This window comes from Pseudomonas sp. MPC6 (assembly GCF_006094435.1).
Taxonomy (GTDB): Bacteria; Pseudomonadota; Gammaproteobacteria; order Pseudomonadales; family Pseudomonadaceae; genus Aquipseudomonas.
In genome coordinates this window covers 904,922-927,616 of sequence record NZ_CP034783.1, presented here as the reverse complement: position 1 = coordinate 927,616, position 22,695 = coordinate 904,922, and the positions used below count along the sequence as shown (strand labels likewise).

Here is a 22,695-nt window from a genome sequence, read left to right as displayed (position 1 = left end):
TAACCTCAGCTCAGCGCCTTGCGATTGAAGTCGCGCAAACGGAAGCCCATCAACAGCAACATACCGAAATATGCCACCACGCCAGCGATCACCAGCGCGCCCAGACGCAGGAATCGTTCGAGCATGTGCCCCTGATCCCAGGCCGGCATGAAATGCATCGCGCCCAGCAATACCGCGGACATCACCAGCACCGCAACCACCAGTTTAACCCCGAACTTCGCCCAGCCGGGCTGCGGCTGGTACATCTGCTGCTTGCGCAGTTGATAGAACAGCAGGCCGGCGTTGAGGCAGGCACCGGCGCTGATGGCCAGGGCCAGGCCAGCATGGGCCAGCGGGCCGATCAGCACCAGGTTGAACAGCTGAGTAACGACCAAAGTGAAAATCGCGATTTTTACCGGGGTACGGATGTTTTGTTGCGCATAAAAGCCCGGAGCCAACACTTTGATGACGATAATCCCCAGCAGACCGACCGAATAGGCGACCAGTGCACGCTGAGTCATGGCCGCATCAAATGCACTGAACTGCCCGTACTGGAACAGTGACACCGTCAGCGGCTCCGCCAGAATCCCCAGTGCCAGCGAGCACGGCAACACCAGTATGAAGCACAGGCGCAGACCCCAGTCGAGGATTCGCGAATATTCCTGGCGATCCTTGCTGGCGTAGGACTTGGCCAGGGTCGGCAGCAAGATCGTGCCCAACGCCACGCCCAGCACACCGGACGGCAATTCCATCAAGCGGTCGGCGTAATACATCCAGGACACGGAACCGGCGACCAGAAAGGAGGCGAAGATGGTGTTGATGATCAGCGAAATCTGGCTCACCGAAACACCGAGAATCGCCGGTGCCATCTGCTTCAACACCCGCCAGACCCCGCTGTCGCGCAGGTTCAGGCGCGGCAGTACCAACATGCCGATCTTCTTCAGGTGCGGCAATTGATAGAGCAATTGCGCCAGGCCACCGACCAGTACCGCCCAACCCAGGGCCATGACCGGCGGATCGAAGTACGGTGTCAGGAATACCGCAAAGATGATCATGCTGACGTTGAGTAGCGTTGGCACAAAGGCCGGCACCGAAAAGCGGTTATAGGTATTGAGGATCGCACCGGCCAATGAAGACAGGGAGATCAGCAATATGTATGGAAAAGTCACCCGCAGCAGACTCACGGTCAGCTCGAACTTTTCCGGGGTATCGGTGAAACCCGGCGCAGTCGCCCAGATGACCCACGGCGCGGCAACCATGCCCAGCACGGTCACCAGCGCCAGCACCAGCGTCAGCAGGCCGCAGACATAGGCGACAAAGGTCCGCGTCGCCTCCTCGCCCTGCTGGTTTTTGTATTCGGCCAGAATCGGCACGAAGGCTTGGGAAAATGCCCCCTCGGCGAAGATCCTCCGCAGTAGATTGGGCAGTTTGAAGGCGATAAAGAAGGCGTCGGTCGCCATCCCGGCACCAAATGCCCGTGCGATTAGAGTGTCCCTGACGAACCCCAGAACCCGGGAAATCATCGTGATAGAGCTGACGGCGGCCAACGATTTGAGCAGATTCATTGAAAGAGTTTGTGCCTGTCGATAAACAGCAGGCGAACAAAGCGCCCACTTATGCGATACTCCGCGCCGCAGCAGCACAGAGCCAAAGCTCGCGAGTTTACAGGTCAAGCGCCGGAAATAAATATCCCGCCTCTTTATACCTACCACTTAGCGGAACGTCTCAACCGCCCTTGACAAGACATCAACTCATCGGCATGATTCGCGGCCTATTTTGTTTGCTATTTCCTAAAAAGTCTTTCGAGGAGCTCGACGGTGGCCAACACACCTTCCGCCAAAAAACGTGCAAAACAGGCTGAGAAGCGTCGCAGCCACAACGCCAGCCTGCGTTCCATGGTTCGTACCTACATCAAGAATGTAGTTAAGGCCATTGACGCAAAAGACGCTGAAAAAGCCCAAGCTGCTTACGTTCTGGCCGTGCCAGTTATCGACCGTATGGCCGATAAAGGCATCATCCACAAGAACAAGGCCGCTCGTCATAAGAGCCGCCTGAACGGTCACGTCAAGGCTCTGAACCTTGCTGTAGCCGCATAAGCGATAAGCTTGTTGAAAAACCGACCTCCGGGTCGGTTTTTTATTGCCTGCGATTTAACAAGCCCCGCGCAAAAAAAATGTGGGAGCGGGCTTGCTCGCGAATGCGGTGTATCAGCCAGCAAAAATGTCGCCTGACACACCGCATTCGCGAGCAAGCCCGCGCCCACAATTTGGATCTTCGCCAGCTTATTGAACGTGCGCCCACGGCAAGATCGGGATTGCAGTGACCGCATTCTGCGGACTGCCTTCAATCAAGCGATCGCTGTACACCAGATACACCAGGGTATTGCGTTTCTTGTCGAGGAAGCGCACCACCTGCATGGTCTTGAACACCAGCGACGTGCGCTCCTTGAACACCTCGTCGCCATCCTTCAGCTCACCCTTGAAGCTGATCGGCCCGACCTGACGGCAAGCAATCGACGCCTCGGCGCGATCTTCGGCCAGCCCCAGACCGCCCTTCACCCCGCCCGTCTTGGCGCGCGACAGGTAGCAGGTCACGCCTTCCACCTTCGGGTCGTCGAATGCCTCGACGACTATACGGTCGTTCGGGCCGACAAACTTGAACACCGTCGACACCTGACCGATTTCCTCGGCCGAGGCCAGCAGCGGCATCGCCAACAGCAGGCCCAACCATCCTTTTGCCACGCGCATTCAGGTATTCCTTCAGACCAGGATCAGGTTATCGCGGTGAACCAGTTCCGGCTCTGCCATGTAACCCAACAGACCGACAATCGCCTCAGACGATTGACCGATGATTTTTTGTGCCTCCAGCGCGCTGTAGTTGGCCAGGCCACGGGCGATTTCACGACCGTCCGGCGCAACGCAGACCACCATTTCACCACGTCGGAAGCTACCCTGGACCAGCTTGACGCCCACCGGCAGCAAACTTTTGTTGCCCTGGGACAACGCCGTCACCGCGCCAGCATCCAGCACCAGCGTGCCGCGGGTCTGCAGGTGCCCGGCCAGCCATTGCTTGCGCGCCGCCAGCAGGCCGCGCTCAGGCGACAGCAAGGTGCCGATGCGCTCGCCCGCCTTGAGGCGATCCAGCACCCGCTCCAGGCGCCCGCCCACAATGATCGTGTGCGCACCGGAGCGCGCCGCCAGTCGCGCAGCGCGCAATTTGGTCTGCATGCCACCGCGCCCCAGCGCACCACCGGTACTGCCGGCCACCGCATCCAGCGCCGGGTCATCGGCACGGGCTTCGTAAATCAGGCTGGCATCGGGATTGTTACGCGGGTCGGCATCGAACATGCCATCGCGATCGGTGAGGATCACCAGCAAGTCAGCTTCGACCAGATTGGCCACCAGCGCCGCAAGAGTGTCATTGTCGCCGAATCGAATCTCATCGGTGACCACGGTATCGTTCTCGTTGATGACCGGGATAACCTTGAGTTCGACCAGCGCACGCAAGGTGCTGCGGGCGTTCAGGTAGCGTTTGCGGTCAGACAGGTCATCGTGCGTCAGGAGAATCTGCGCGGTATGCCGGCCATGCTCGGCAAAGCTCGACTCCCAGGCCTGCACCAGGCCCATCTGGCCGATGGCGGCAGCCGCCTGCAACTCGTGCATCGCACTGGGTCGCACGGTCCAGCCCAGGCGGCTCATGCCCGCCGCTACCGCCCCGGAAGACACCAGCACCAGCTCGACGCCAGCCTCATGCAACGCCACCATCTGCTCGACCCAGACCCCCATTGCCGCGCGATCCAGGCCCTTGCCGTCCGCCGTCAGCAAAGCGCTGCCGATTTTCACGACCCAACGCTGCGCACCTGCCACCTTGCTCCGCATCATCTTCAACCTTAGCTTGAGGACAGCGCGACCTGGCACTGCCCGTGACGTTAATCGTGGTTATTCGTGACCAACGATCGATTTCCAGATACTAAAACGCCGCTCCAGTGAGCGGCGCTTAAGTTTATCGCAACGAATCAGTCACGCACGTAAATGATTTCCGGACCGTCTTCGTCATCCACATCTTCTTCATCCCAATCATCGTCGCCGATGTCATGGACCGACTTCACACCGCTGCGGCGCAGGGCGCGCTGGTCATCCAGGGCCTGCAACTGGGCACGGGCCTCGTCTTCGATGCGCTGATCGAGATCGGCCAGCTCTTCCTTGTAGACGGGGTCGTTAGCCAGGCGATCGGCACGATCTTCCATGTAGCGCATGATGTCGTGGCACAGACGCTCGGTACCCAGCTTGGAGATGGCCGAGATCACGTAGACCGGACCCGTCCACTCCAGGCGGTCGACGATTTCCTTGACGCGAGCGTCGTGCTCTTCTTCAAGGATCTGGTCGCACTTGTTCAGCACCAGCCAACGGTCGCGCTCGGCCAGGGACGGGCTGAACTTGGTCAGCTCGCTGACGATCACTTCGGCCGCATCCGGGGCACTGGCGTCATCCAGTGGCGCCATGTCGACGAGGTGCAGCAGCAAACGGGTACGCGACAAGTGCTTGAGGAAGCGAATCCCCAGGCCCGCGCCATCGGAAGCGCCTTCGATCAGACCCGGAATATCCGCGACCACGAAGCTCTTCCAGCGATCGACGCTGACCACGCCAAGGTTCGGCACCAGCGTGGTGAACGGGTAGTCGGCGACTTTCGGCTTGGCAGCCGACACCGACCGAATGAAGGTACTTTTGCCAGCATTCGGCAAGCCCAGCAGGCCGACGTCAGCCAACACCTTCATTTCCAGCTTGAGGTCACGCGCCTCACCCGGCTTGCCCGGAGTGGTCTGACGCGGAGCGCGGTTGGTACTGGACTTGAAACGGGTGTTGCCCAGACCGTGCCAGCCGCCATGAGCCACCAGCAGCTTCTGACCAGCCTTGGTCAGGTCGCCGATCACTTCCTGGGTGCCCGCGTCGATAACAGTGGTGCCGACCGGTACACGCAGCACCAGCTCTTCACCTTTCTTGCCGGTGCAGTCGGTGCTGCCGCCGTTGGAACCACGCTCGGCATCGAAGTGCCGGGTGTAACGGTAGTCCACCAGGGTGTTGAGGTTTTCGTCGGCGATCATGTAGACCGAGCCGCCATCACCACCGTCGCCGCCGTTCGGGCCGCCATTTTCAATGAATTTCTCGCGACGGAAGCTCATGCAACCGTTGCCGCCGTCACCGGCCTTTACTCGAATCGATACTTCATCAACAAACTTCATAACAAAACGCCTCTCGCCATACGGACGAGCCGAAAAAATCTAGACATAAGACTCTTGCAAAAATGAGCGCAGCGACCTCAATCAACGACCGCAAAGCCAGCGCTGGAGCCCATTACAAACAGCTTTGCAAGAGACTCACCCCACAAACGAAAAAGCCCCGTCGCAAGACAGGGCTTTTCCAGCAACCACGTAATTATGCCGCGACGACGTCAGTCTTCGGGACAATGCTTACGTAACGGCGATTGAAAGCGCCTTTTACTTCAAACTTGATCACGCCGTCGATTTTAGCGAACAGAGTGTGATCTTTACCCATGCCAACACCGTAACCGGCGTGGAATTGGGTGCCGCGCTGACGCACGATGATGTTGCCCGGAATGATAACCTGGCCGCCATACATCTTCACGCCAAGGCGTTTGGCTTCTGAGTCGCGACCGTTACGGGTACTACCACCAGCTTTTTTGTGTGCCATGAGTCAATTCTCCTAGTGAGGAATTAGGCTGAAATTAAGCCTGAATACCGGTGATTTTGATCTCGGTGTACCACTGGCGGTGGCCCATACGCTTCATGTGGTGCTTACGACGACGGAACTTGATGATGCGGACTTTATCGTGACGACCTTGGGAGATCACTTCAGCCACAACGGTAGCGCCAGCAACAACTGGAGCGCCGATGTTCACGTCATCGCCATTGGCGACCAACAGAACGCGATCAAAAGTAACGGATTCGCCGGTAGCGATTTCCAGTTTTTCGATCTTCAGGTATTCACCTGGGGCGACCTTGTATTGCTTGCCACCAGTAACAATTACTGCGTACGACATGGTATTTCTCCGATAATCCTGCTCACCCAGCTCTTTATAAGAAGAGGTATTGGCTGGCATGGCTGCATAAGGCTGGAAGGCCTGTTTGCAATTGCGTAAGGCAGGTGCTGCCCAGGAAGTTCAGGGTGCGCGATTGTACGCAAGCTGACTGGGCGATGCAAGAGGCCGTCCATCGCGCCTTGACACCCGCCGACGTGGGTCCTAGCATGCCGCGCAACCCTTCTGGAGCAACTGTCTCTGATGCAACCCCAAGCTTTCTACCGCGCGGTGGCGGACGATTTCAAAGCCGTCGACGGCATCATCAAGAAGCAGCTGACGTCCCGAGTGCCGCTGGTGTCGAAAATCGGCGATTACATTACCTCGGCCGGCGGTAAGCGCCTGCGCCCGTTATTGGTGCTGCTGTGTGGCAAGGCCCTGGGTCGCGAAGGCGATGACATGCGCCTGCTGGCCGCGACTATCGAGTTCCTGCACACCGCTACCCTGCTGCATGACGACGTGGTCGACATGTCCGGCATGCGCCGAGGCCGCTCGACCGCCAACGCCATGTGGGGCAACGCTCCGAGCGTGCTGGTCGGCGACTTCCTGTATTCGCGCTCCTTCGAAATGATGGTCGAACTGGGCTCCATGCCGGTGATGAAGATCCTTTCGCAAGCCACGCGGATCATCGCCGAAGGCGAAGTGTTGCAGCTGTCGAAGGTCCGTGACGCCAGCACCACCGAAGAAACCTACATGGAAGTCATCCGCGGCAAGACGGCGATGCTCTTCGAAGCCTCGACCCACAGTGCCGCGGCCCTGGCCGGAGCCACACCGGAGCAGAGTGAAGCGCTGCGCACCTTCGGCGATCACCTGGGTGTCGCCTTCCAGCTGGTCGATGACCTGCTGGACTACAAAGGGGACGCAGAGACCCTCGGCAAGAACGTCGGTGACGATCTGGCCGAAGGCAAGCCGACCCTGCCGCTGATCTACACCATGCGCGAAGGGACGCCGGAACAGGCCGCCCTGGTGCGCAAGGCGATCCAGAAAGGTGGCATCGAAGACCTGGAAAGCATCCGCGAGGCCGTTGAAGCGTCCGGCTCCCTCGAGTACACCGCGCAGCTAGCCCGCGACTACGTGACCCGTGCGATCAAATGCCTCGACGCGCTGCCTGCCAGCGAGTACCGGGATGCGCTGGTCGAGCTAAGTGAATTTGCAGTAGCCCGCACGCACTGACCGCCCTTCGTAGGAGCCGGCTTGCTGGCGAATGCATCACCACGGTACTTCTGAAACACCGTGGCGTCTGCATCGCCAGCAAGCCGGCTCCTACAGCGAATGCATCACGCCGATGCTCCTGAAACACCGTGGTGTATGCATTCGCCAGCAAGCCGGCTCCTACGACGCCTAAAACCCTATATAATGTGCGACTTTTAGCGGTCCTCAATCCAAGGAGCTTTAGTGAGCACGTTGCCACCCTGCCCGAAATGCAATTCCGAATACACCTACGAAGACGGCGCACAGCTGATCTGCCCCGAGTGCGCCCACGAGTGGTCCGCCGGCGGCGAAGTGGAAGCAGCGTCCGATGACACCGTGAAAAAGGATTCGGTCGGTAACGTCCTGCAGGATGGCGACACCATCACCGTGATCAAGGACCTCAAGGTCAAGGGCACATCGCTGGTGGTCAAGGTCGGCACCAAGGTCAAGAACATCCGCCTGTGCGATGGCGATCACGACATCGACTGCAAGATCGACGGCATCGGCCCGATGAAACTCAAATCCGAGTTCGTCAGAAAAGTCTGATCCTGCTGTATTACCGTCCCGCGCCCTGCGCGGGATGGTGCTTCTCCCTCAGCCGCCTCACCCTTTATTGCCTCGCAATAGCCAAACGCCAGCCGTTTTGACCTGACGCAATCTTCATCTGGAAAAAAGCACAAACGGCCAATAGGCGCTTGCTATTTTACGAATAAGAATTATTCTCATTGAAACCTTCAAACGAGATGAGAACCATGACTTATTTGATCGACGCCTGGCTGGACCGCCCGCACCCTTACCTCAGGATTCTGCATCGGGAAACCGGGGAAGTGTGTGCCGTGCTTGAAGAGGAAGCCTTGAACGAGCTGCAGGATCAGGGTGACCTGGACGTCGACGGCTTGAGTTCCAGTGAGCCGGTGGTGCTCAAGGAGCTGGTGCGCAATCTGTTTCTGTTTTGCTATGCCAGGGCGTTGCGCCCGACCAGCGATCTGAACCATAAGATCGAAATATGAGAAACGCCCAAAACCCCTGTAGGAGCGAGCTTGCTCGCGAGAAACTCAAAAACACCGCGTTCATTCAGAATGCCCGCGTTATCGTTGACGCCCATCGCGAGCAAGCTCGCTCCTACAGGTAATCAGCAAGGCTTACAGAACGTCGAGCAGTTCGACGTCGAATACCAGTACGCTGTGCGGTGGAATGCTGCCAACGCCTTGAGCGCCATAAGCCAATTCGCTCGGCACGTACAGACGCCATTTGCTGCCGGCGTTCATCAGTTGCAGGGCTTCGGTCCAGCCAGCGATTACGCCGCCAACCGGGAATTCTGCAGGCTGGCCACGATCGTAGGAGCTGTCGAACACAGTGCCGTCGATCAGCGTGCCGTGGTAGTGAGTGCGCACGCTGTCTTCACGGGATGGCTTGGCGCCTTCACCTGCGGTCAACACTTCAAATTGCAGGCCGGAAGCCAGGGTAGTGATGCCATCGCGCTTGGCGTTTTCAGCCAGGAAGGCCAGGCCTTCGCCTGCCGCTGCTTCAGCCTTGGCTGCCGCTTCGGCTTGCATGATTTCGCGGATGACCTTGAAGCTGGCGGACATTTCTTCCTGGCCCACACGGCTTGGCTTGCCGGCGAAAGCGTCGGTCAGACCTGCCAGGATCGCATCCAGGTTGACGCCCGGTGGCGGATTGTCGCGCAGTTGGTCGCCCAGCTGACGGCCAATACCGTAGCTGACGCGGGTTTCGTCGGTGGACAGATTTACTTCGGACATGACACTGCTCCGCTGGGGGGCATCCTGAAAGGTCAATTTTCACATGGCACTTTCAGAAAAGCCCTTCACAAAAAAGGGCCAGCAGACTAGCACAGATGCCATCGCGTTGATCAGGGGGGTCAGTGCTGCCACCCGGTACGGAAGGCGATCGGTACCTTCAGGCTTTCTTCCGAACTGGCAACGAGCCCGCACATTTCGTCATGCACTGAGGTGTGCACAAGGTTGAACGGCAAGGTGGGAAAGGCATGCAGCACTTCACGGGCGTGCTCGACCGAACGCAGGTGAAAGGCCTGGCCTCGTGCATCGCTCAGGGGATAAGCCGCACCGTGCATGCGCGCTTCCAGCAGATAGATCCCCCCTTCCATCGAGATCAGGTTGAGCTCTTCGACTTTGCCGGCGATGGCATAAGCACTCAATTCTTGCAGGTTCATGAACACACCTCACACTGTGGGGAGCCAGGATCCTTACAGGGATAGGCTTCGGTGCACCAAAGCACAAGCCACCAACGATACCGTTCGTCTGGTTCACCTCCCCTGTAGGAGCGAGCTTGCTCGCGAAAAACCTGAGGGCGCCGCTGGGTGTCAGGGTTCCAGCGTTATCGTTGACGACCATCGCGAGCAAGCTCGCTCCTACAGGGGGGGGGTGCGATCTCAGTGCTTGGTCAGCTTATCCAGGTAACCCATGGCAAAAGCCGAGACCACGAAGGTCATGTGAATGATCACGTACCACTGCAAATGCTCGGGGTCGACGTTCTTGGCATCCATGAAGATCCGCAGCAGATGGATGGAGGAAATCGCCACGATGGAGGCCGCCACTTTCATCTTCAACGAAGACGAATCCATGGTGCCCAGCCAGTTGAGCTTTTCTTTGTGGTCGTCGATATCCAGTTGAGACACGAAGTTCTCGTAGCCGGAAATCATCACCATCACCAGCAAGCCGCCAACGAGCGCCATATCGATCAGCGACAGCAGCACCAGAATCAGGTCCGATTCGGCCATCGAGAACACGTTGGGGATGACGTGAAACACTTCCTGAAAGAATTTCAGCGCCAGGGCCAACAGCCCAAGGGACAGACCGAAATAGATCGGCGCCAGCAGCCAGCGGGAGGCATACATTGCATTTTCGATAAAGCGTTCCATTGAATCTCACAGTTGGGCTGGAAATGGACGCGAGTATACCAGCCACCTGTTACACCCAGAAACAACCGAAAAATCCGTAACCTGCGCGTGTGTGACAAGGTTTTTCTGCTAGTGTCCAAACTATTGACAGCTCAGCGACATCGGACAGGAAAACGGGAAAATGGATGTGCGATTGCCTTTAACGAGCGCCGGAATCTGCCTGGCCCTGCTGATGAGCGGGTGCTCACCCAGTGATGCCAAGCTCCCGGTCAGCCTCGAGGAAAAGACGGCGCAGTTCGAGAAGTCTCTGGACGCGATTCAGGATCCGAAACTCAAGAATGCCGTGGCCGAACTCGGTGGTTCACTGTTGTTGCTCGAACGTGCCCAGCTCAAGCTCGAGAGCAAACCTGTGGAAACCGAATACGACGAAGACGTCCTCGCCGTGCTCAAGCACTACCCGACGCCACAGGATCTGGTCGACACCTACATCAACGGTCTGTTCGTGCTGCACAAAGACTCCAGCTCCGACTACCTGACCGATCTGCAGCCGGTGTTCCCCTTCAACTTCAACAGCCCTGCCGCGTTTGTTTTTCCCCACGCCGTGGAATGGCAGTCGGTAACCCTGAGCAACAAGCGCGTCATCCCGTTCCAGCCGGAATGGTCGGAAACCGATCCTGGCATTCAGCTCAGTCCCTCCAGCTCCAACCTGACCAACCCCGATGACCTGACGGTCACTTACCCTTTCATCGATGGCCTGGACGTCGAAAACAAGAACCAGCCACAACCGGTGACTCTGCACGGCAAAGTGGAAGTCATTGCGCCGCGCCGGCTCTACAGCTTCGACCTGACGCAAAAGGACGTGGGTCAGACCCGTACCAACGACAACCTCAGCGTCACCCTGCTGAAACTGGACAGCAACTACGCCGAAATCGAATTCAGCAACAGCGCGCCCCTGGCCGCCGAGCTCAGCGACACCGCGTTGAACCCGCTGATCGTCCAGGCCAAAGACAGCACCGGGCAATTTCTCGCGCGCTCGGGCTCGATCAATGAAACCGCTGCGCAAATAGCCTTCTATCAAAAGCAATTGGCGAATATGCAACAGCAGAAGGCCTGGAGCGAGGCATTCGAAAAACAGCTCGATGACGAGCAACGCGCCTTTGAGCAGCAACAGAAACAGCATTACTCCAAGGTGTACTTCAACGGGCCGATCGAGACGCTGGAAGTCAGCGTGCTGGATTTTTCGGCTGCCACGGTGACCCGCAAGAACCTGAACTTGCCGGTACGCCGCTTCGACCGGCACACCACGGCTAAATCCGTCCAGCCGCTGACGTTACCGGTGGTGGTGTACGACGACCAGGCCCCGACCTGGCTCCAGGGAGCCACGCTGGGCGAGGAACAACTGAAAAAGAGTGTCAGCATCAGTCAATCCGTCGATGACCCGAGTGCCGCGCGCATTGAGTTCGATCATCCCAGAAGCTTCAATGATGAACTGCTCGGCACCGCCTTGAACGCCAGGAATAGCCCGGTCACGTTCTTTACCGAAGACGCCAGCGGCAAACGCGATGGACCGATCGAATTGCCGCCGCAGGCCTATCAGGTCGACCCCCCGCGCGGCACGATCACCTATGACCTGAACCTGTTTCCGGAAACACCGGCCTACGCGGTCGGCTCCTTTCCCCTGTTCATGGCCACCGTCGACAAGAAAACCATCGACGCCCAGCAACTGCCCAAAGGACTGAAGCTCAAAGGCAACACACTGGTGGTCGACTCGAAATCGTTCCCCGCCCAGGACTGGCGTTTTTTCGCCAGGGACGCCAGCGGCCATTATCTGAAGGAGATCCTGTCGGTCAGTCACGACGCGAGCGCAGAAGGCCCGGCAATATTCGAGGTGCATTACTTCTACGGCCAGCCCACCCAACTGGAAACCTACCAGCGCACTGACCTCGTCACCGTGCAATACGGTTTCGAGGTCAAACTGGACAAGGCTGACCTTGCCCAATAGTCCTCTCAGCGGTCGGGCCGGAACTCGAAGCCGAGATTGCGCGAACGGCCACCATTGATTTCCCGCAGCTGGGCTTGCAGGTGCAGGCACCAGATTTGCGGGTCATCAGCCAGCTCGTAACCATGCAGGGTCAGGCTTTCAACAATGGTGTCGAGGATTGATTCAGCCACGAAGGGGCCATGAAACGGGCCCTGGGCTTTGATGGCTGAAGGTTGTTCGCCGGCCATTCCAGCGGCGAAAAGCAAGGTCCACATGCCCGTATCCCCCGCCAATGGGCGGATGGCGCATTCGATACGGGTCACAAGACCCAGGCATTGACGGGTGAGGCAGAGGTTGCGCGACATGGCGGCGGCCCTCGGTAGATCCGGTATTCAGCCCCCACGGGAAGGCTGTCTCGATCCAGTGATTACTGTCGATATCCTTGAGCTGATCATAGAAGAAAAGTCTGACTAACACGTCAAGTAAGACCAAAAGGCGCCGAATGGTCATTGTGTGAATATTGACGTCAGAGTGATGGCACCCGTAGGAGCGAGGCTTGCCCGCGAAGGCCGCGACGAGGTTTGCCTGTTTAACCGCGCTATGGTTCTTCGCGGGCAAGCCTCGCTCCTACAGGGGCCCTATGTCAGGCCGGTTTGGCCTCGACCAGTGCTTCCTGCGCCGCTTCTTTCTCGGCCTCCTTGAGATCTTCCTCGCTGATCATTTCCGCGATCACGCGCAAACGCTCCACCACCCGCGCGTTAACGCTGCCTTCAGGGAATTCGCCATGCTCATCCGGTGCACCCGCCGGCTCACCGACCAACAGGCTCAGCGCCTCGTCGGCCTGGCGTACCGCATAGACATGGAACTGCCCCGAGCGCACCGCGGCCAGCACCTTCTCGTCGAGCATCAGCGTGGCAACGTTGGCCTGCGGAATGATCGCGCCCTGCTCACCGGTCAACCCGCGGGCTTCGCAGAGCCGGAAGAAGCCTTCGATTTTCTCGTTGACCCCGCCCACCGCCTGCACCTCACCGAACTGGTTGATCGAGCCGGTGATTGCAAAGCACTGCTTGAGCGGGGTTTTCGACAGGGCCGAGATCAGGGTGCAAGCCTCGCCCAGCGATGCACTGTCGCCATCGACGTAACCGTAGGATTGCTCCAGGGCGATACTGGCGGAAATCGCCAGGGGGAATTCCTGGGCATAACGGCTGCCCAGATACCCGGTGAGGATCATCACGCCCTTGGAGTGAATCGGCTGGCCGAGGTTGACCTCGCGCTCGATGTCGACGATGCCGCTGCCACCCGGATACACCGTGGCGGAAATCCGCGCCGGCACCCCGAAGGCCGAGTCACCCACCTCCAATACCGTCAGCCCGTTGCATTTGCCAACGGCGGCACCGTCCGTGTCGATGAGGATGATGCCGGCCAGCATGTCATCGAGAATCCGCGCCGAAACGCGCCCGGTGCGGGTGGCCTTGGCTTTGAGAGCACGCTCGATGTGCCCGGCGTCGGTCATCTCGTCAGCCGCCAGTTGGCGAATGAAATCCGCCTCGCTGACCAGTTGGAACAGATCACCGATCCGTGCCGACAAACGCCCCTGGTGTTCGGCCAGGCGCGCGCTGTAAGTCGCCAGGCGCGCCACCGCATCGGCGGTCAGCGGCGCCATGCCCTCTTCGGAGGTGCGGGTCTTCAGCAACTGGGCGAACTGCTCCAGGCTTTCGTCGACCATCGGAATGTCTTCGTCGAAATCCACCAGGACGCGGAACATCTCCTGGAAGTCCGGATCGAGGTCTTGCAGCGTGTAGTACAGCTGCCGGGCGCCGATGATGACCACTTTGACCTGCAACGGAATGTGTTGCGGCGTCAGGGTTACGGTGGCGAAACGGCCCATCTCGCCCAGCGGCGATTCCATTTTCAGTTTGCGCGATTGCAGGGCGCGTTTGAGCGCATCCCACACGAACGGCTCGCTGAGCATTTTTTCCGCTTCGAGAATCAGGAAGCCACCGTTGGCGCGGTGCAGCGCACCCGGACGCAACTGGCGATACGTGGTGTAAAGCGCGCCCTGATCGGTGGTGTACTCAATGCGGCCGAACAGGTTTTCGTAAGTCGGGTGCGGCTCAAAGACCACTGGCGCACCGCCGCTGAACGGATGACCGACCACCAGGCTCGGGGCGTATTGCTCTTCCAGCAGTTTGCGCGCGACCGCATCTGGCTTGCTGTCATCCACCAGTTGCTCGACCACGGTTTTGAGCAGGTACACCTGCATCGCTTGCAGGTAGCCGCAAACACCGGCGTTTTCCGCGTACTTTTCCGACAGCGGCGCGAGCAGTGGCTGCAAGGCCAGGGTGATGGTTTCTTCGTTGAGCTGACGCAGTTGATTGCTCGACTCGCGCTTCCACTGCGCCAGGCTGGCGAGTTCTTCGTTCAGCCGCTCTTCGAGCCACGCAATGTCGTCGTGGAAGCGCTCGCGATCGGCTTCCGGCAACTGGGCGAATTCCGCTTCGTCCACGGCCTTGCCTTCAAACATCGGGGTGAACGCGATGTTGCTGCTGTCGCGATACAGTGCGACGTCTTTCTCGAGCGCCAGGCGCTCGATCACATCCAGCGCGCGGTCATAACGTTGATTGAAGGCGCGATCGATGGCGCTTTTCTTCTGCTGGTACGACGGGTGTTCGAACACGGCCGGGAACGTCGCCAACAGGTTATCGATCAGACCGTTGATATCATCGATGAAGGCACCGGCAGTGCCTGCGGGCAACTCCAGGGTGCGAGGCTCGCGAGGATCCTCGAAATTGTTGACGTAGACCCAGTCCGCCGGGGTCTGCAGGCGTTTGCCTTCGGCCTTCAGGTAGCGTTTGACGAACGAAAACCGGCCAGTGCCGGGCTCGCCCATGACGAATACGTTGTAACCGGGGCGTGGCATGGCCACACCGAACTGCAAGGCTTCGACCGCACGTTCCTGGCCAAGCACACCGCGGAAGGGCTCCAGATCATTGGTGGTAGAGAAGCTGAACTGTTCAGCGGAAAACGGACGGGTCAGCGCTTCGGGCGCTAGACGCAAGCTGGCAGCAACAGGATCAGGCATCGGGCTTCCTTACATCAGGCGGGGCAGATAGCGGCATTCTGGCGCTGCCCATGCATCACTTGCAAGGCGCGCCTCAAGCCAAAGCATAGTCAAAGCGACATCTCCCGGCGGGTCGGGTCTAAATCAATGTTTTCAACGAATGTATTGCAAAAAATCACGGAACCCTTGGATCGTGCCTAAACTCCAAACTGCGCGGCTGGAACAATAACCGGCCCACTGGCGCCAGATCGGGCCAGACCCTGTCCATTGGTATGCACACAAAGAGAACACAGCTATGAAACGGATTCTTCTCGGTACTCTCTTCACCGTTGTATCCATCAACGCCATGGCTCAGGCGCCAGGCGGTCCGGATTGCGGTTGGGGCAACATGCTGTTCGAAGGTCAGCGTGGCACCCCGGCGCACTTCCTGGCATCCACCACCAACGGCACTTCCGGCAACGCAACTTTCGGTATGACCTCCGGTACCAACGGTTGCTCGACTAATGCGTCGCTGACCTATGGCGGCAAATCCTGGTTGGCCATGAATGGCATGATGAACGAGCTGTCCGAAGACATGGCTAAAGGTCAGGGCGAAGCGCTGACGACTTATGCCGTGGTACTGGGCGTGGCGCCGGAAGACCGTGCGCACTTCGCCGCCGTGACTCACGAGCACTTCCAGCAGATCTTCAGCAAGGCTGACGTGACCGCTGAAGACGTGCATACCAACACCCTGGCCGTGCTGAAAAACGATCCTCGTCTGGTCAAGTACGCCACTCAAGCTTAAGCTCCACCCGCCCGCACCTTTTGGGGAGCGGGCTTTATTTTTTTGGACCTGGCCCTCGTTGGGATGCCAATCAACTGTAGGCGCTGGCTTGCCAGCGATGGTCGTTAACGATGACGTGTGTTTCCTGACTAACCACGGCGCCCTTCAGACCATCGCTGGCAAGCCAGCGCCTACAGTGGAACGGTCAACCGCGTCGGGTCTTTGTATTTTTTCGACTTAAGTTGCCATATATGCTCAAACGCCTTGCCTGGCTGGCGCTCTGTGTCTGTGCCCCGCTGTCCGCCGCGCCACACATCGACAATCAACGTTTGCAGCAACTGGCCAACGACCCTTTCTGGATATCCCTGGGCCATTACGAAACCGCCAAGCTCGGTGGCTGGCGCAGCTATGTCAGTGATAAAAAGTTCTTTCTCGCGCCCGACGGCAACGAACACCCCGACCGTGAACTGGCAGCGACGGTCCAGGCGCTGTACGCCCCCGCCAGTGCCGGCGAACAGCATGCACAGTGCGTCTATCCCGCCCGCACCCGCTGGCTGAAGGCGCAGCTCGAGCTGAATGATCTGCCGGCGCTGGACTGCAGCGAATTCAAGCAATGGTTCAAGGATGTCTCGCCCCACAGCGCGGTGATGATTTTTCCGGCGGCCTATCTGAACAGTCCCTCATCGATGTTCGGCCATACCCTGCTGCGCATCGATCAGGCTGACGTGCAGCGCGATCAAACCGCCCTGCTCAGTTACGCGATCAACTTCGGTGCCTACATCGAAGGCTCGGACAACAGCATCCTGTATGCCTGGAAGGGTTTGATGGGCGGTTATCCGGGCCTGTTTGCGCTGGTGCCTTACCAGGAAAAACTCTCGGAATACCGCAGTCTCGAAAATCGTGACCTGTGGGAATATCGGTTGAATCTGACTCAACAAGAAACCGAACGCATGGTCGAGCATGTCTGGGAACTGAAACAGATCCAGTTCGACTATTTCTTCTTCGACGAAAACTGCTCCTATCGCCTGCTGGAACTGCTGCAGGTGGCCCGCCCGAGCCTGCGACTGACCGAACAATTCCCGTTGACTGCGATTCCCACCGACACCGTCAAAGCCGTGAAAGAGGCCGGGCTGGTCGAATCCATAGAGTATCGTCCGTCGCGCGAACGTGAATTGCTCAGCCGCGCCGAACCCTTGACCGATGAAGAGCAGCAGTGGGTGTTGAAGGTCAGCGCCGACCAGCAGCAATTGCAAACCCCGGCGTTCAAGGCTCAAGCCCGCGACCGCCAGGCGCTGATCATCGATGCCGCGTACCGACTGGAGCGCTACCGCGCCAATGGCCAGGAACGCGACCCGCAACGGGCACAGCGCAGTTTCGAACTGCTGCGGGCGATCAACCGGAATCCGGCACCGGAGCTGGACATCCCGCAACCCGGCCTGCCCGAGGACGGCCATGAATCCCGCACCTGGCAGGCGGGTATCGGCACTCGGGGCGACAAGGCGTTCGGCGAATACGGCCTGCGCATGGCCTATCACGACCTCAACGACAACGCCGAGAGTTTCCCGCTCGGTGCGCAGATTGAAATCCTGCAGATGAAACTGCGCCAGTACGAAGGCAATCAGTGGCAATTGCAGCAACTGGACCTGGCGACCATCCGCTCCCTGACCCCGCGCAACGAGCTGTTGCAACCGCTCTCGTGGCAAGTCACCGGCGGCCTGGAGCGCGTGCCGGGCAAACACGACGACGAAACCCTGGTCAGCCACGTCAACGGCGGTGGCGGTGGAACCTGGCAACTGGGCGACGACATGCTCGGTTTCGCCTTGGGCACCGTGCGCGTGGAGCACAACAATGACTTTGCAGGCTTCATTGCTCCGGCGGCAGGCTTCAACAGCGGTTTGCTGTGGAAAAACCCGCTGGGCAACTTCAGCCTGGAAGCAAAAGGTGATTACTTCACCAATGGCGAAGTGCGTCGCAGCGTCAGTCTGAATCAACAATGGGCGTTGTCGCGCAACCTGGGGCTTCGTCTGAGCGCACAGCGCGAATTCAGCCACCTGGCCTCACCCGAGAACGAAGTGATGCTTGAGCTGAAGTGGTATCACTACTGACCTGACACCTCTCCTGTAGGAGCCGGCTTGCTGGCGATGGCATCACCGCGGTGTATTTGAGCAACCGCGTCGATACCATCGCCAGCAAGCCGGCTCCTACAATCAGGAGCTTTTGATCTTTCTTTCACACCCTGCTCACGAATCCCCTCCTAGACTTTGCTCATAGGCCGTTGATCGGCCCGGGAGTACGAGATGTGGCGTTGCGTGGGTGTGGCGGGTTTGTTGCTGTTGATCGCAGGTTGCCAGACGACCCATGAAGATCTGATCGCCAAAGGTTACCCGCCGGCATTCGCCGATGGCTTCGATGACGGTTGCAGCAGTGGGCGGCAAGCCGCCGGGGCCATCACCGGCGAGTTCCGCAAGAACGTCCCGCGCTACCTCAAGGACAAGCCCTACGCCGAAGGCTGGAGCGACGGCTTTCGCCAGTGCCAGGCCATGCGCGAAAGCGAGGATCGCGAGGACTATCGCAGCCATCATTGGGATGAGCGGGAAAAAGCCTGGCAGCAGCAAAAAGATCAGGACGCCGCCCGTGCCTATCGCTCGCAATGAGTCGCTGACAGGCATCCGTCGAAACTAAAAGCCTGCGACCATGGCCCAAACCCTATAACGGGAGAAAACCATGAGTCGTGCCTTCGTCAATGAAGATAACGCCGCCGCGCAAGCCGACCAGCCGGTCGAACGGCAGGTCAGTGATCAGCCCAATTACGTCACACCCGCGGGCCTGGCCCAGTTGCAGGCGAAAGTCGCTGAACTGCAACAGCTGCACAATGAGCAAACGGACAATGGTGAGCAGGCAGACAAACAGCGCCTGGCCGACCTTGAGCGGGATTTGCGGTATTTCAACCAGCGGTTGCAAAGCGCTCAGGTGGTGACCGCCGCCCGCTCGACCGAAAAAGTGCAGATCGGCAGCCGAGTGACGTTCGCCAATGAACACGATAGCGAGCAAACGGTACAACTGGTCGGTGAAGATCAGGCCGACGCCGCGGCAGGCCTGATCAACTGGGGCTCGCCGCTGGGCCGGGCGTTGCTCGGGGCGCAACTCGGTGACGAGGTGCTGTGGCAACGCCCGGCCGGCGATCAGCTGATCGAGATCATCCGCATCGAACCGGCTTAGACCACGCCTTGGGCGAGCATGGCGTCGGCGACTTTGACGAAGCCGGCGATATTCGCGCCCTTGACGTAGTTGATCCGGCCGTTTTCTTCGCCGTAATGCACGCAAGCGTGGTGGATCGATTGCATGATGGCGTGGAGCTTGCTGTCCACTTCACCACCGGTCCACAGCAGGCGCATGGCGTTTTGTGACATCTCCAGTCCGCTCACCGCAACCCCACCGGCGTTGGAGGCCTTGCCCGGCGCGAACAGAATACCCGCCTCGATGAACAGATCCACCGCTTCCAGGGTGGTCGGCATGTTCGCGCCTTCCGCCACACAGACACAACCGTTGCGCAACAGCGCACGGGCGGCCTCGAGGTCGAGCTCGTTCTGGGTGGCGCACGGCAGCGCGATATCGCAGGGCAACTCCCACGGGCACTGGCCGGCACGGAACTCCAGGTCAAAACCGCTGGCCAGCTCGCTGAGCCGTCCACGCTTGACGTTCTTCAACTCCAGCAACGCCAGCCATTGCTCTTCGGTCAAACCCGCCTCGCAATACAAGGTGCCTTCGGAGTCCGACAGGGAGATCACTTTGCCGCCCAGGTCCATGACCTTGCGTGCGGCGTATTGGGCAACGTTGCCGGAACCGGAGATGGCGACACGCTTGCCTTCCACGGTTTCGCCGCTGCGCTTGAGCATTTCTTCAGCGAAGTACACACAGCCAAAACCCGTGGCTTCCGGGCGAACCAGGCTGCCACCGTAGCTCGGGCCCTTGCCGGTCAGCACGCTGGTGAACTGGTTGCTCAGGCGCTTGTACTGGCCGAACAGGAAACCGATCTCCCGGGCACCGACGCCGATATCACCGGCGGGAACGTCAACGTCCGCGCCGATGTGACGATACAACTCGTTCATGAAGGCCTGGCAGAAACGCATGACTTCGCCGTCGCTTTTGCCTTTCGGGTCGAAGTCCGAACCGCCCTTGCCGCCACCCATGGGCAACGAGGTCAGCGAGTTTTTGAAGGTCTGTTCGAATGCGAGGAACTTCAAGACGCCCAGGTTCACTGAAGGATGGAAGCGCAAACCGCCCTTGTAAGGGCCGATGGCGCTGTTCATCTGGATACGGAAACCGCGATTGACCCGGACTTTGCCCTGATCATCGACCCAGGACACCCGGAACACAATCGCCCGCTCCGGCTCGCACATGCGCTCCAGGATTCCGGAAGTCAGATAGTGCGGATGGGCTTCAAGAAACGGCCAGAGGCTGCGCAGGACTTCTTCCACGGCCTGATGGAATTCAGGTTGGTCAGGATCGCGCTTTTTCAGGCGGGCAAGGAAGGATTCGACAGATTCGATCATGGAAAAGTCTCGGCAAATTTGTTGTCGTTGGAAGAGATTGGGCCGGACTTTAACAAACTGATTGCGCACCATGACAGCGCCAAATGTCGCTAATGTGAAATTAAATGGTGCACAGGATATAAATTATTGGTGATTTAGCACTTTATCCGCACCCAAACAGGGACGTATGGATTGAGACTCGCACTGTCATGGAGATCGCTTTCGCGGGCTTGCCTGCGATGAATTCACCTCGGTTCGCCTGTAAAAATGCGAAAAAAAACGGAGCCCGAAGGCTCCGCTTTTCATGCAACCGACCCCAATCAGGCCAGTTTCTTGTGCCGTACACGATGTGGCTGGGCAGCCGCTTCGCCAAGGCGCTTGCGACGATCGGCTTCGTACTCGGTGTAGTTGCCTTCGAAGAACACGGCTTGCGAGTCGTCTTCGTACGCCAGGATGTGCGTCGCGACGCGGTCAAGGAACCACCGATCGTGAGAGATCACAATGGCGGCGCCCGGGAAGTCCAGCAAGGCTTCTTCCAGGGAACGCAGGGTTTCAACGTCGAGGTCGTTGGACGGTTCGTCGAGCAGCAGGACGTTACCGCCCTCCTTCAAGGTCAGGGCCAGGTGCAAGCGACCGCGCTCACCACCGGACAGGTCCTTGACGAACTTCTGCTGATCGCCGCCCTTGAAGTTGAAGCGCCCGACGTAGGTACGCGACGGGATCTCGTAGTTGCCGATGCGGATCTGATCCGAACCGTCGGAGATTTGCTGGAACACCGTCTTGCTGCCGTCCAGGTCTTCGCGGCTCTGATCCACGCAAGCAAGCTGCACGGTGTCGCCGACTTCGATGCTGCCCGAATCCGGTTGTTCCTTGCCCATCAGCATGCGGAACAGGGTCGATTTACCCGCTCCGTTACCGCCGATCACGCCAACGATGGCGCCTTTAGGCATGGAGAACGACAGGTTGTCGATCAACACGCGATCGCCGTAACCCTTGGAAACGTTCTTGAACTCGATGACCTTGTCGCCCAGGCGTGGACCGGCCGGGATGTAGATCTCGTTGGTTTCGCTGCGCTTCTGGAATTCCTGCGATTGCATTTCTTCGAAGCGTTGCAGACGAGCCTTGGATTTGGACTGGCGGGCCTTGGCGCCTTTGCGCACCCACTCCAGTTCTTCCTTCATGGCTTTTTCGTGGGCCGACTGCTGCTTGGACTCGGCAGCCAGGCGATTGGACTTGGCTTCGAGCCAACCCGAATAGTTGCCCTCGTACGGGATACCGGCGCCGCGGTCGAGCTCGAGGATCCAGCCGGCGACGTTGTCCAGGAAGTAACGGTCGTGCGTGATCGCGACCACGGTACCCGGGAAGTCGTGCAGGAAGTGCTCCAGCCAGGCGACGGAATCGGCGTCCAGGTGGTTGGTCGGTTCGTCGAGCAGCAGCATGTCGGGTGCGGACAGCAGCAGACGGCACAGGGCCACGCGACGCTTCTCGCCACCGGACAGGAACTCGACCTTGGCATCCCACGCCGGCAGGCGCAGCGCATCGGCGGCGACTTCCAGTTGGCGATCCAGGTTGTGGCCGTCGCTGGCTTGCAGGATGGCTTCGAGCTTGGCTTGCTCTGCCGCAAGCTTGTCGAAGTCGGCATCTTCATCCGCGTAAGCCGCGTAGACCTCGTCCAGGCGCGCCTGGGCGTTCTTGATCACGCTGACCGCTTCCTCGACCACTTCACGCACGGTCTTGGTCGGGTCCAGGATCGGTTCCTGTGGCAGGTAGCCGATGTTCAGCTCCGGCATCGGACGGGCTTCGCCCTCGAACTCGGTATCGACGCCCGCCATGATTTTCAACAGCGTGGATTTACCCGAGCCGTTAAGGCCGAGTACGCCAATCTTGGCGCCCGGGAAGAACGACAGCGAAATGTTTTTCAGGATTTCCCGCTTCGGCGGAACAACTTTACCCAGCCGATGCATGGTGAAGACGTATTGAGCCATGGAGAACCTTGGGTCAGTGACTGATGAATGATTGGAGCGCAGGCGATGCCCGGCCAGACTGTGCGCGTTGTCCGATTGATAGCGACCAACCGGTGCGCGCTGAAAAAGTCTGATTCTAGGAGCTGGAACGCTCCCGCGTAACCGGCAAAGCTACCTGAATGACGAAGGGCAGTCCAGCCGGGCGGGACTCGCACTTTGCCACAACCCAAGGCATGCTAGCCGCCCTTCGGGC

Annotated in this window: 22 protein-coding genes and 1 pseudogene; 9 read left to right on the top strand and 14 right to left on the bottom strand. The window is 59.1% G+C overall.

Going from position 1 to position 22,695, the window contains the following annotated elements; genetic code table 11:
* Positions 1–5: 5 nt before the first annotated feature.
* A complete protein-coding gene (gene murJ, locus ELQ88_RS06230) occupies positions 6–1,544 on the bottom strand; it encodes a murein biosynthesis integral membrane protein MurJ (protein ID WP_138964188.1) in 1,539 nt (512 codons plus the stop codon).
* 252 nt (positions 1,545–1,796) lie between these two features.
* Here murJ and rpsT point away from each other — a divergent pair, with 252 nt between their 5' ends.
* Positions 1,797–2,075, top strand: a complete 279-nt coding sequence (gene rpsT / locus ELQ88_RS06220) for a 30S ribosomal protein S20 (RefSeq protein ID WP_008154937.1) — start codon at positions 1,797–1,799, stop codon at positions 2,073–2,075.
* A 186-nt stretch (positions 2,076–2,261) separates the two neighbouring features.
* Here the strand turns inward: rpsT and ELQ88_RS06215 are convergent, their stop codons facing one another.
* From ELQ88_RS06215 to rplU, 5 genes are all read right to left on the bottom strand, one after another.
* The gene (locus tag ELQ88_RS06215) at positions 2,262–2,726 is read right to left on the bottom strand and encodes a CreA family protein (RefSeq protein ID WP_138964186.1); all 465 of its coding nucleotides are present in this window, start codon (positions 2,724–2,726) and stop codon (positions 2,262–2,264) included.
* Positions 2,727–2,738: 12 nt separating this feature from the next.
* Positions 2,739–3,857, bottom strand: a complete 1,119-nt coding sequence (gene proB / locus ELQ88_RS06210; RefSeq protein ID WP_128874491.1) for a glutamate 5-kinase — start codon at positions 3,855–3,857, stop codon at positions 2,739–2,741.
* A 137-nt stretch (positions 3,858–3,994) separates the two neighbouring features.
* Positions 3,995–5,218: an Obg family GTPase CgtA gene (gene cgtA / locus ELQ88_RS06205; RefSeq protein ID WP_128874484.1), complete on the bottom strand. Its 1,224-nt coding sequence runs from the start codon at positions 5,216–5,218 to the stop codon at positions 3,995–3,997.
* A gap of 193 nt (positions 5,219–5,411) precedes the next feature.
* Entirely contained in the window at positions 5,412–5,687 is a 276-nt protein-coding gene (gene rpmA / locus ELQ88_RS06200; RefSeq protein ID WP_007943982.1) for a 50S ribosomal protein L27, read from the bottom strand.
* A 34-nt stretch (positions 5,688–5,721) separates the two neighbouring features.
* A complete protein-coding gene (rplU, locus tag ELQ88_RS06195) occupies positions 5,722–6,036 on the bottom strand; it encodes a 50S ribosomal protein L21 (protein ID WP_003176051.1) in 315 nt (104 codons plus the stop codon).
* Positions 6,037–6,276: 240 nt separating this feature from the next.
* On the opposite strand from rplU, the gene ELQ88_RS06190 reads away from it, so the two are divergent.
* The 3 genes from ELQ88_RS06190 to ELQ88_RS06180 all read left to right on the top strand — a co-directional run bounded on the left by ELQ88_RS06190 (position 6,277) and on the right by ELQ88_RS06180 (position 8,273).
* On the top strand, positions 6,277–7,245 hold the full coding sequence (locus tag ELQ88_RS06190; protein ID WP_128874483.1) for a polyprenyl synthetase family protein: 969 nt from the start codon (positions 6,277–6,279) through the stop codon (positions 7,243–7,245).
* Between the two features lie 222 nt (positions 7,246–7,467).
* Entirely contained in the window at positions 7,468–7,809 is a 342-nt protein-coding gene (locus ELQ88_RS06185; protein ID WP_128874482.1) for a zinc ribbon domain-containing protein YjdM, read from the top strand.
* Between the two features lie 206 nt (positions 7,810–8,015).
* Positions 8,016–8,273, top strand: coding sequence for a hypothetical protein (locus tag ELQ88_RS06180; RefSeq protein ID WP_138964184.1), 258 nt, complete (start codon positions 8,016–8,018; stop codon positions 8,271–8,273).
* A gap of 132 nt (positions 8,274–8,405) precedes the next feature.
* On the opposite strand, the gene ELQ88_RS06175 is transcribed toward ELQ88_RS06180, so the two are convergent.
* From ELQ88_RS06175 to ELQ88_RS06160, 4 genes and pseudogenes are all read right to left on the bottom strand, one after another.
* Positions 8,406–9,023 carry an FKBP-type peptidyl-prolyl cis-trans isomerase gene (locus ELQ88_RS06175; protein ID WP_128874480.1) on the bottom strand — a complete coding sequence of 206 codons (618 nt, stop codon included), beginning with the start codon at positions 9,021–9,023 and terminating at the stop codon, positions 8,406–8,408.
* A 119-nt stretch (positions 9,024–9,142) separates the two neighbouring features.
* A complete protein-coding gene (locus tag ELQ88_RS06170) occupies positions 9,143–9,454 on the bottom strand; it encodes a DUF6482 family protein (protein WP_138964182.1) in 312 nt (103 codons plus the stop codon).
* 103 nt (positions 9,455–9,557) lie between these two features.
* Positions 9,558–9,635, bottom strand: a pseudogene (locus tag ELQ88_RS34555) (outer membrane lipoprotein carrier protein LolA); the annotation flags it as partial.
* A gap of 38 nt (positions 9,636–9,673) precedes the next feature.
* A complete protein-coding gene (locus ELQ88_RS06160) occupies positions 9,674–10,162 on the bottom strand; it encodes a TIGR00645 family protein (protein WP_128874478.1) in 489 nt (162 codons plus the stop codon).
* Between the two features lie 160 nt (positions 10,163–10,322).
* On the opposite strand from ELQ88_RS06160, the gene ELQ88_RS06155 reads away from it, so the two are divergent.
* Entirely contained in the window at positions 10,323–12,143 is a 1,821-nt protein-coding gene (locus ELQ88_RS06155) for a hypothetical protein (RefSeq protein WP_138964180.1), read from the top strand.
* 5 nt (positions 12,144–12,148) lie between these two features.
* On the opposite strand, the gene ELQ88_RS06150 is transcribed toward ELQ88_RS06155, so the two are convergent.
* A complete protein-coding gene (locus ELQ88_RS06150) occupies positions 12,149–12,487 on the bottom strand; it encodes a hypothetical protein (RefSeq protein ID WP_128874476.1) in 339 nt (112 codons plus the stop codon).
* 278 nt (positions 12,488–12,765) lie between these two features.
* Complete coding sequence (locus ELQ88_RS06140; RefSeq protein ID WP_128874475.1) at positions 12,766–15,204, bottom strand: ATP-binding protein; 2,439 nt, start codon at positions 15,202–15,204, stop codon at positions 12,766–12,768.
* A gap of 274 nt (positions 15,205–15,478) precedes the next feature.
* On the opposite strand from ELQ88_RS06140, the gene ELQ88_RS06135 reads away from it, so the two are divergent.
* From ELQ88_RS06135 to ELQ88_RS06120, 4 genes are all read left to right on the top strand, one after another.
* A complete protein-coding gene (locus tag ELQ88_RS06135) occupies positions 15,479–15,967 on the top strand; it encodes a DUF3015 domain-containing protein (protein WP_138964178.1) in 489 nt (162 codons plus the stop codon).
* A 230-nt stretch (positions 15,968–16,197) separates the two neighbouring features.
* Positions 16,198–18,051, top strand: coding sequence for a DUF4105 domain-containing protein (locus ELQ88_RS06130; RefSeq protein WP_138964176.1), 1,854 nt, complete (start codon positions 16,198–16,200; stop codon positions 18,049–18,051).
* Positions 18,052–18,243: 192 nt separating this feature from the next.
* Positions 18,244–18,600 (top strand): hypothetical protein, encoded by a 357-nt coding sequence (locus ELQ88_RS06125; protein WP_128874472.1) that lies wholly within the window; start codon positions 18,244–18,246, stop codon positions 18,598–18,600.
* A gap of 70 nt (positions 18,601–18,670) precedes the next feature.
* Complete coding sequence (locus tag ELQ88_RS06120) at positions 18,671–19,165, top strand: GreA/GreB family elongation factor (RefSeq protein ID WP_138964174.1); 495 nt, start codon at positions 18,671–18,673, stop codon at positions 19,163–19,165.
* Here the strand turns inward: ELQ88_RS06120 and gdhA are convergent.
* Both gdhA and ettA read right to left on the bottom strand, forming a co-directional pair.
* Positions 19,162–20,499: an NADP-specific glutamate dehydrogenase gene (gene gdhA, locus ELQ88_RS06115; protein ID WP_128874470.1), complete on the bottom strand. Its 1,338-nt coding sequence runs from the start codon at positions 20,497–20,499 to the stop codon at positions 19,162–19,164. The two genes, ELQ88_RS06120 and gdhA, sit on opposite strands and share 4 nt — an antisense overlap.
* A 299-nt stretch (positions 20,500–20,798) precedes the next feature.
* Positions 20,799–22,463: an energy-dependent translational throttle protein EttA gene (gene ettA / locus ELQ88_RS06110; protein ID WP_128874469.1), complete on the bottom strand. Its 1,665-nt coding sequence runs from the start codon at positions 22,461–22,463 to the stop codon at positions 20,799–20,801.
* Positions 22,464–22,695: the final 232 nt, after the last annotated feature.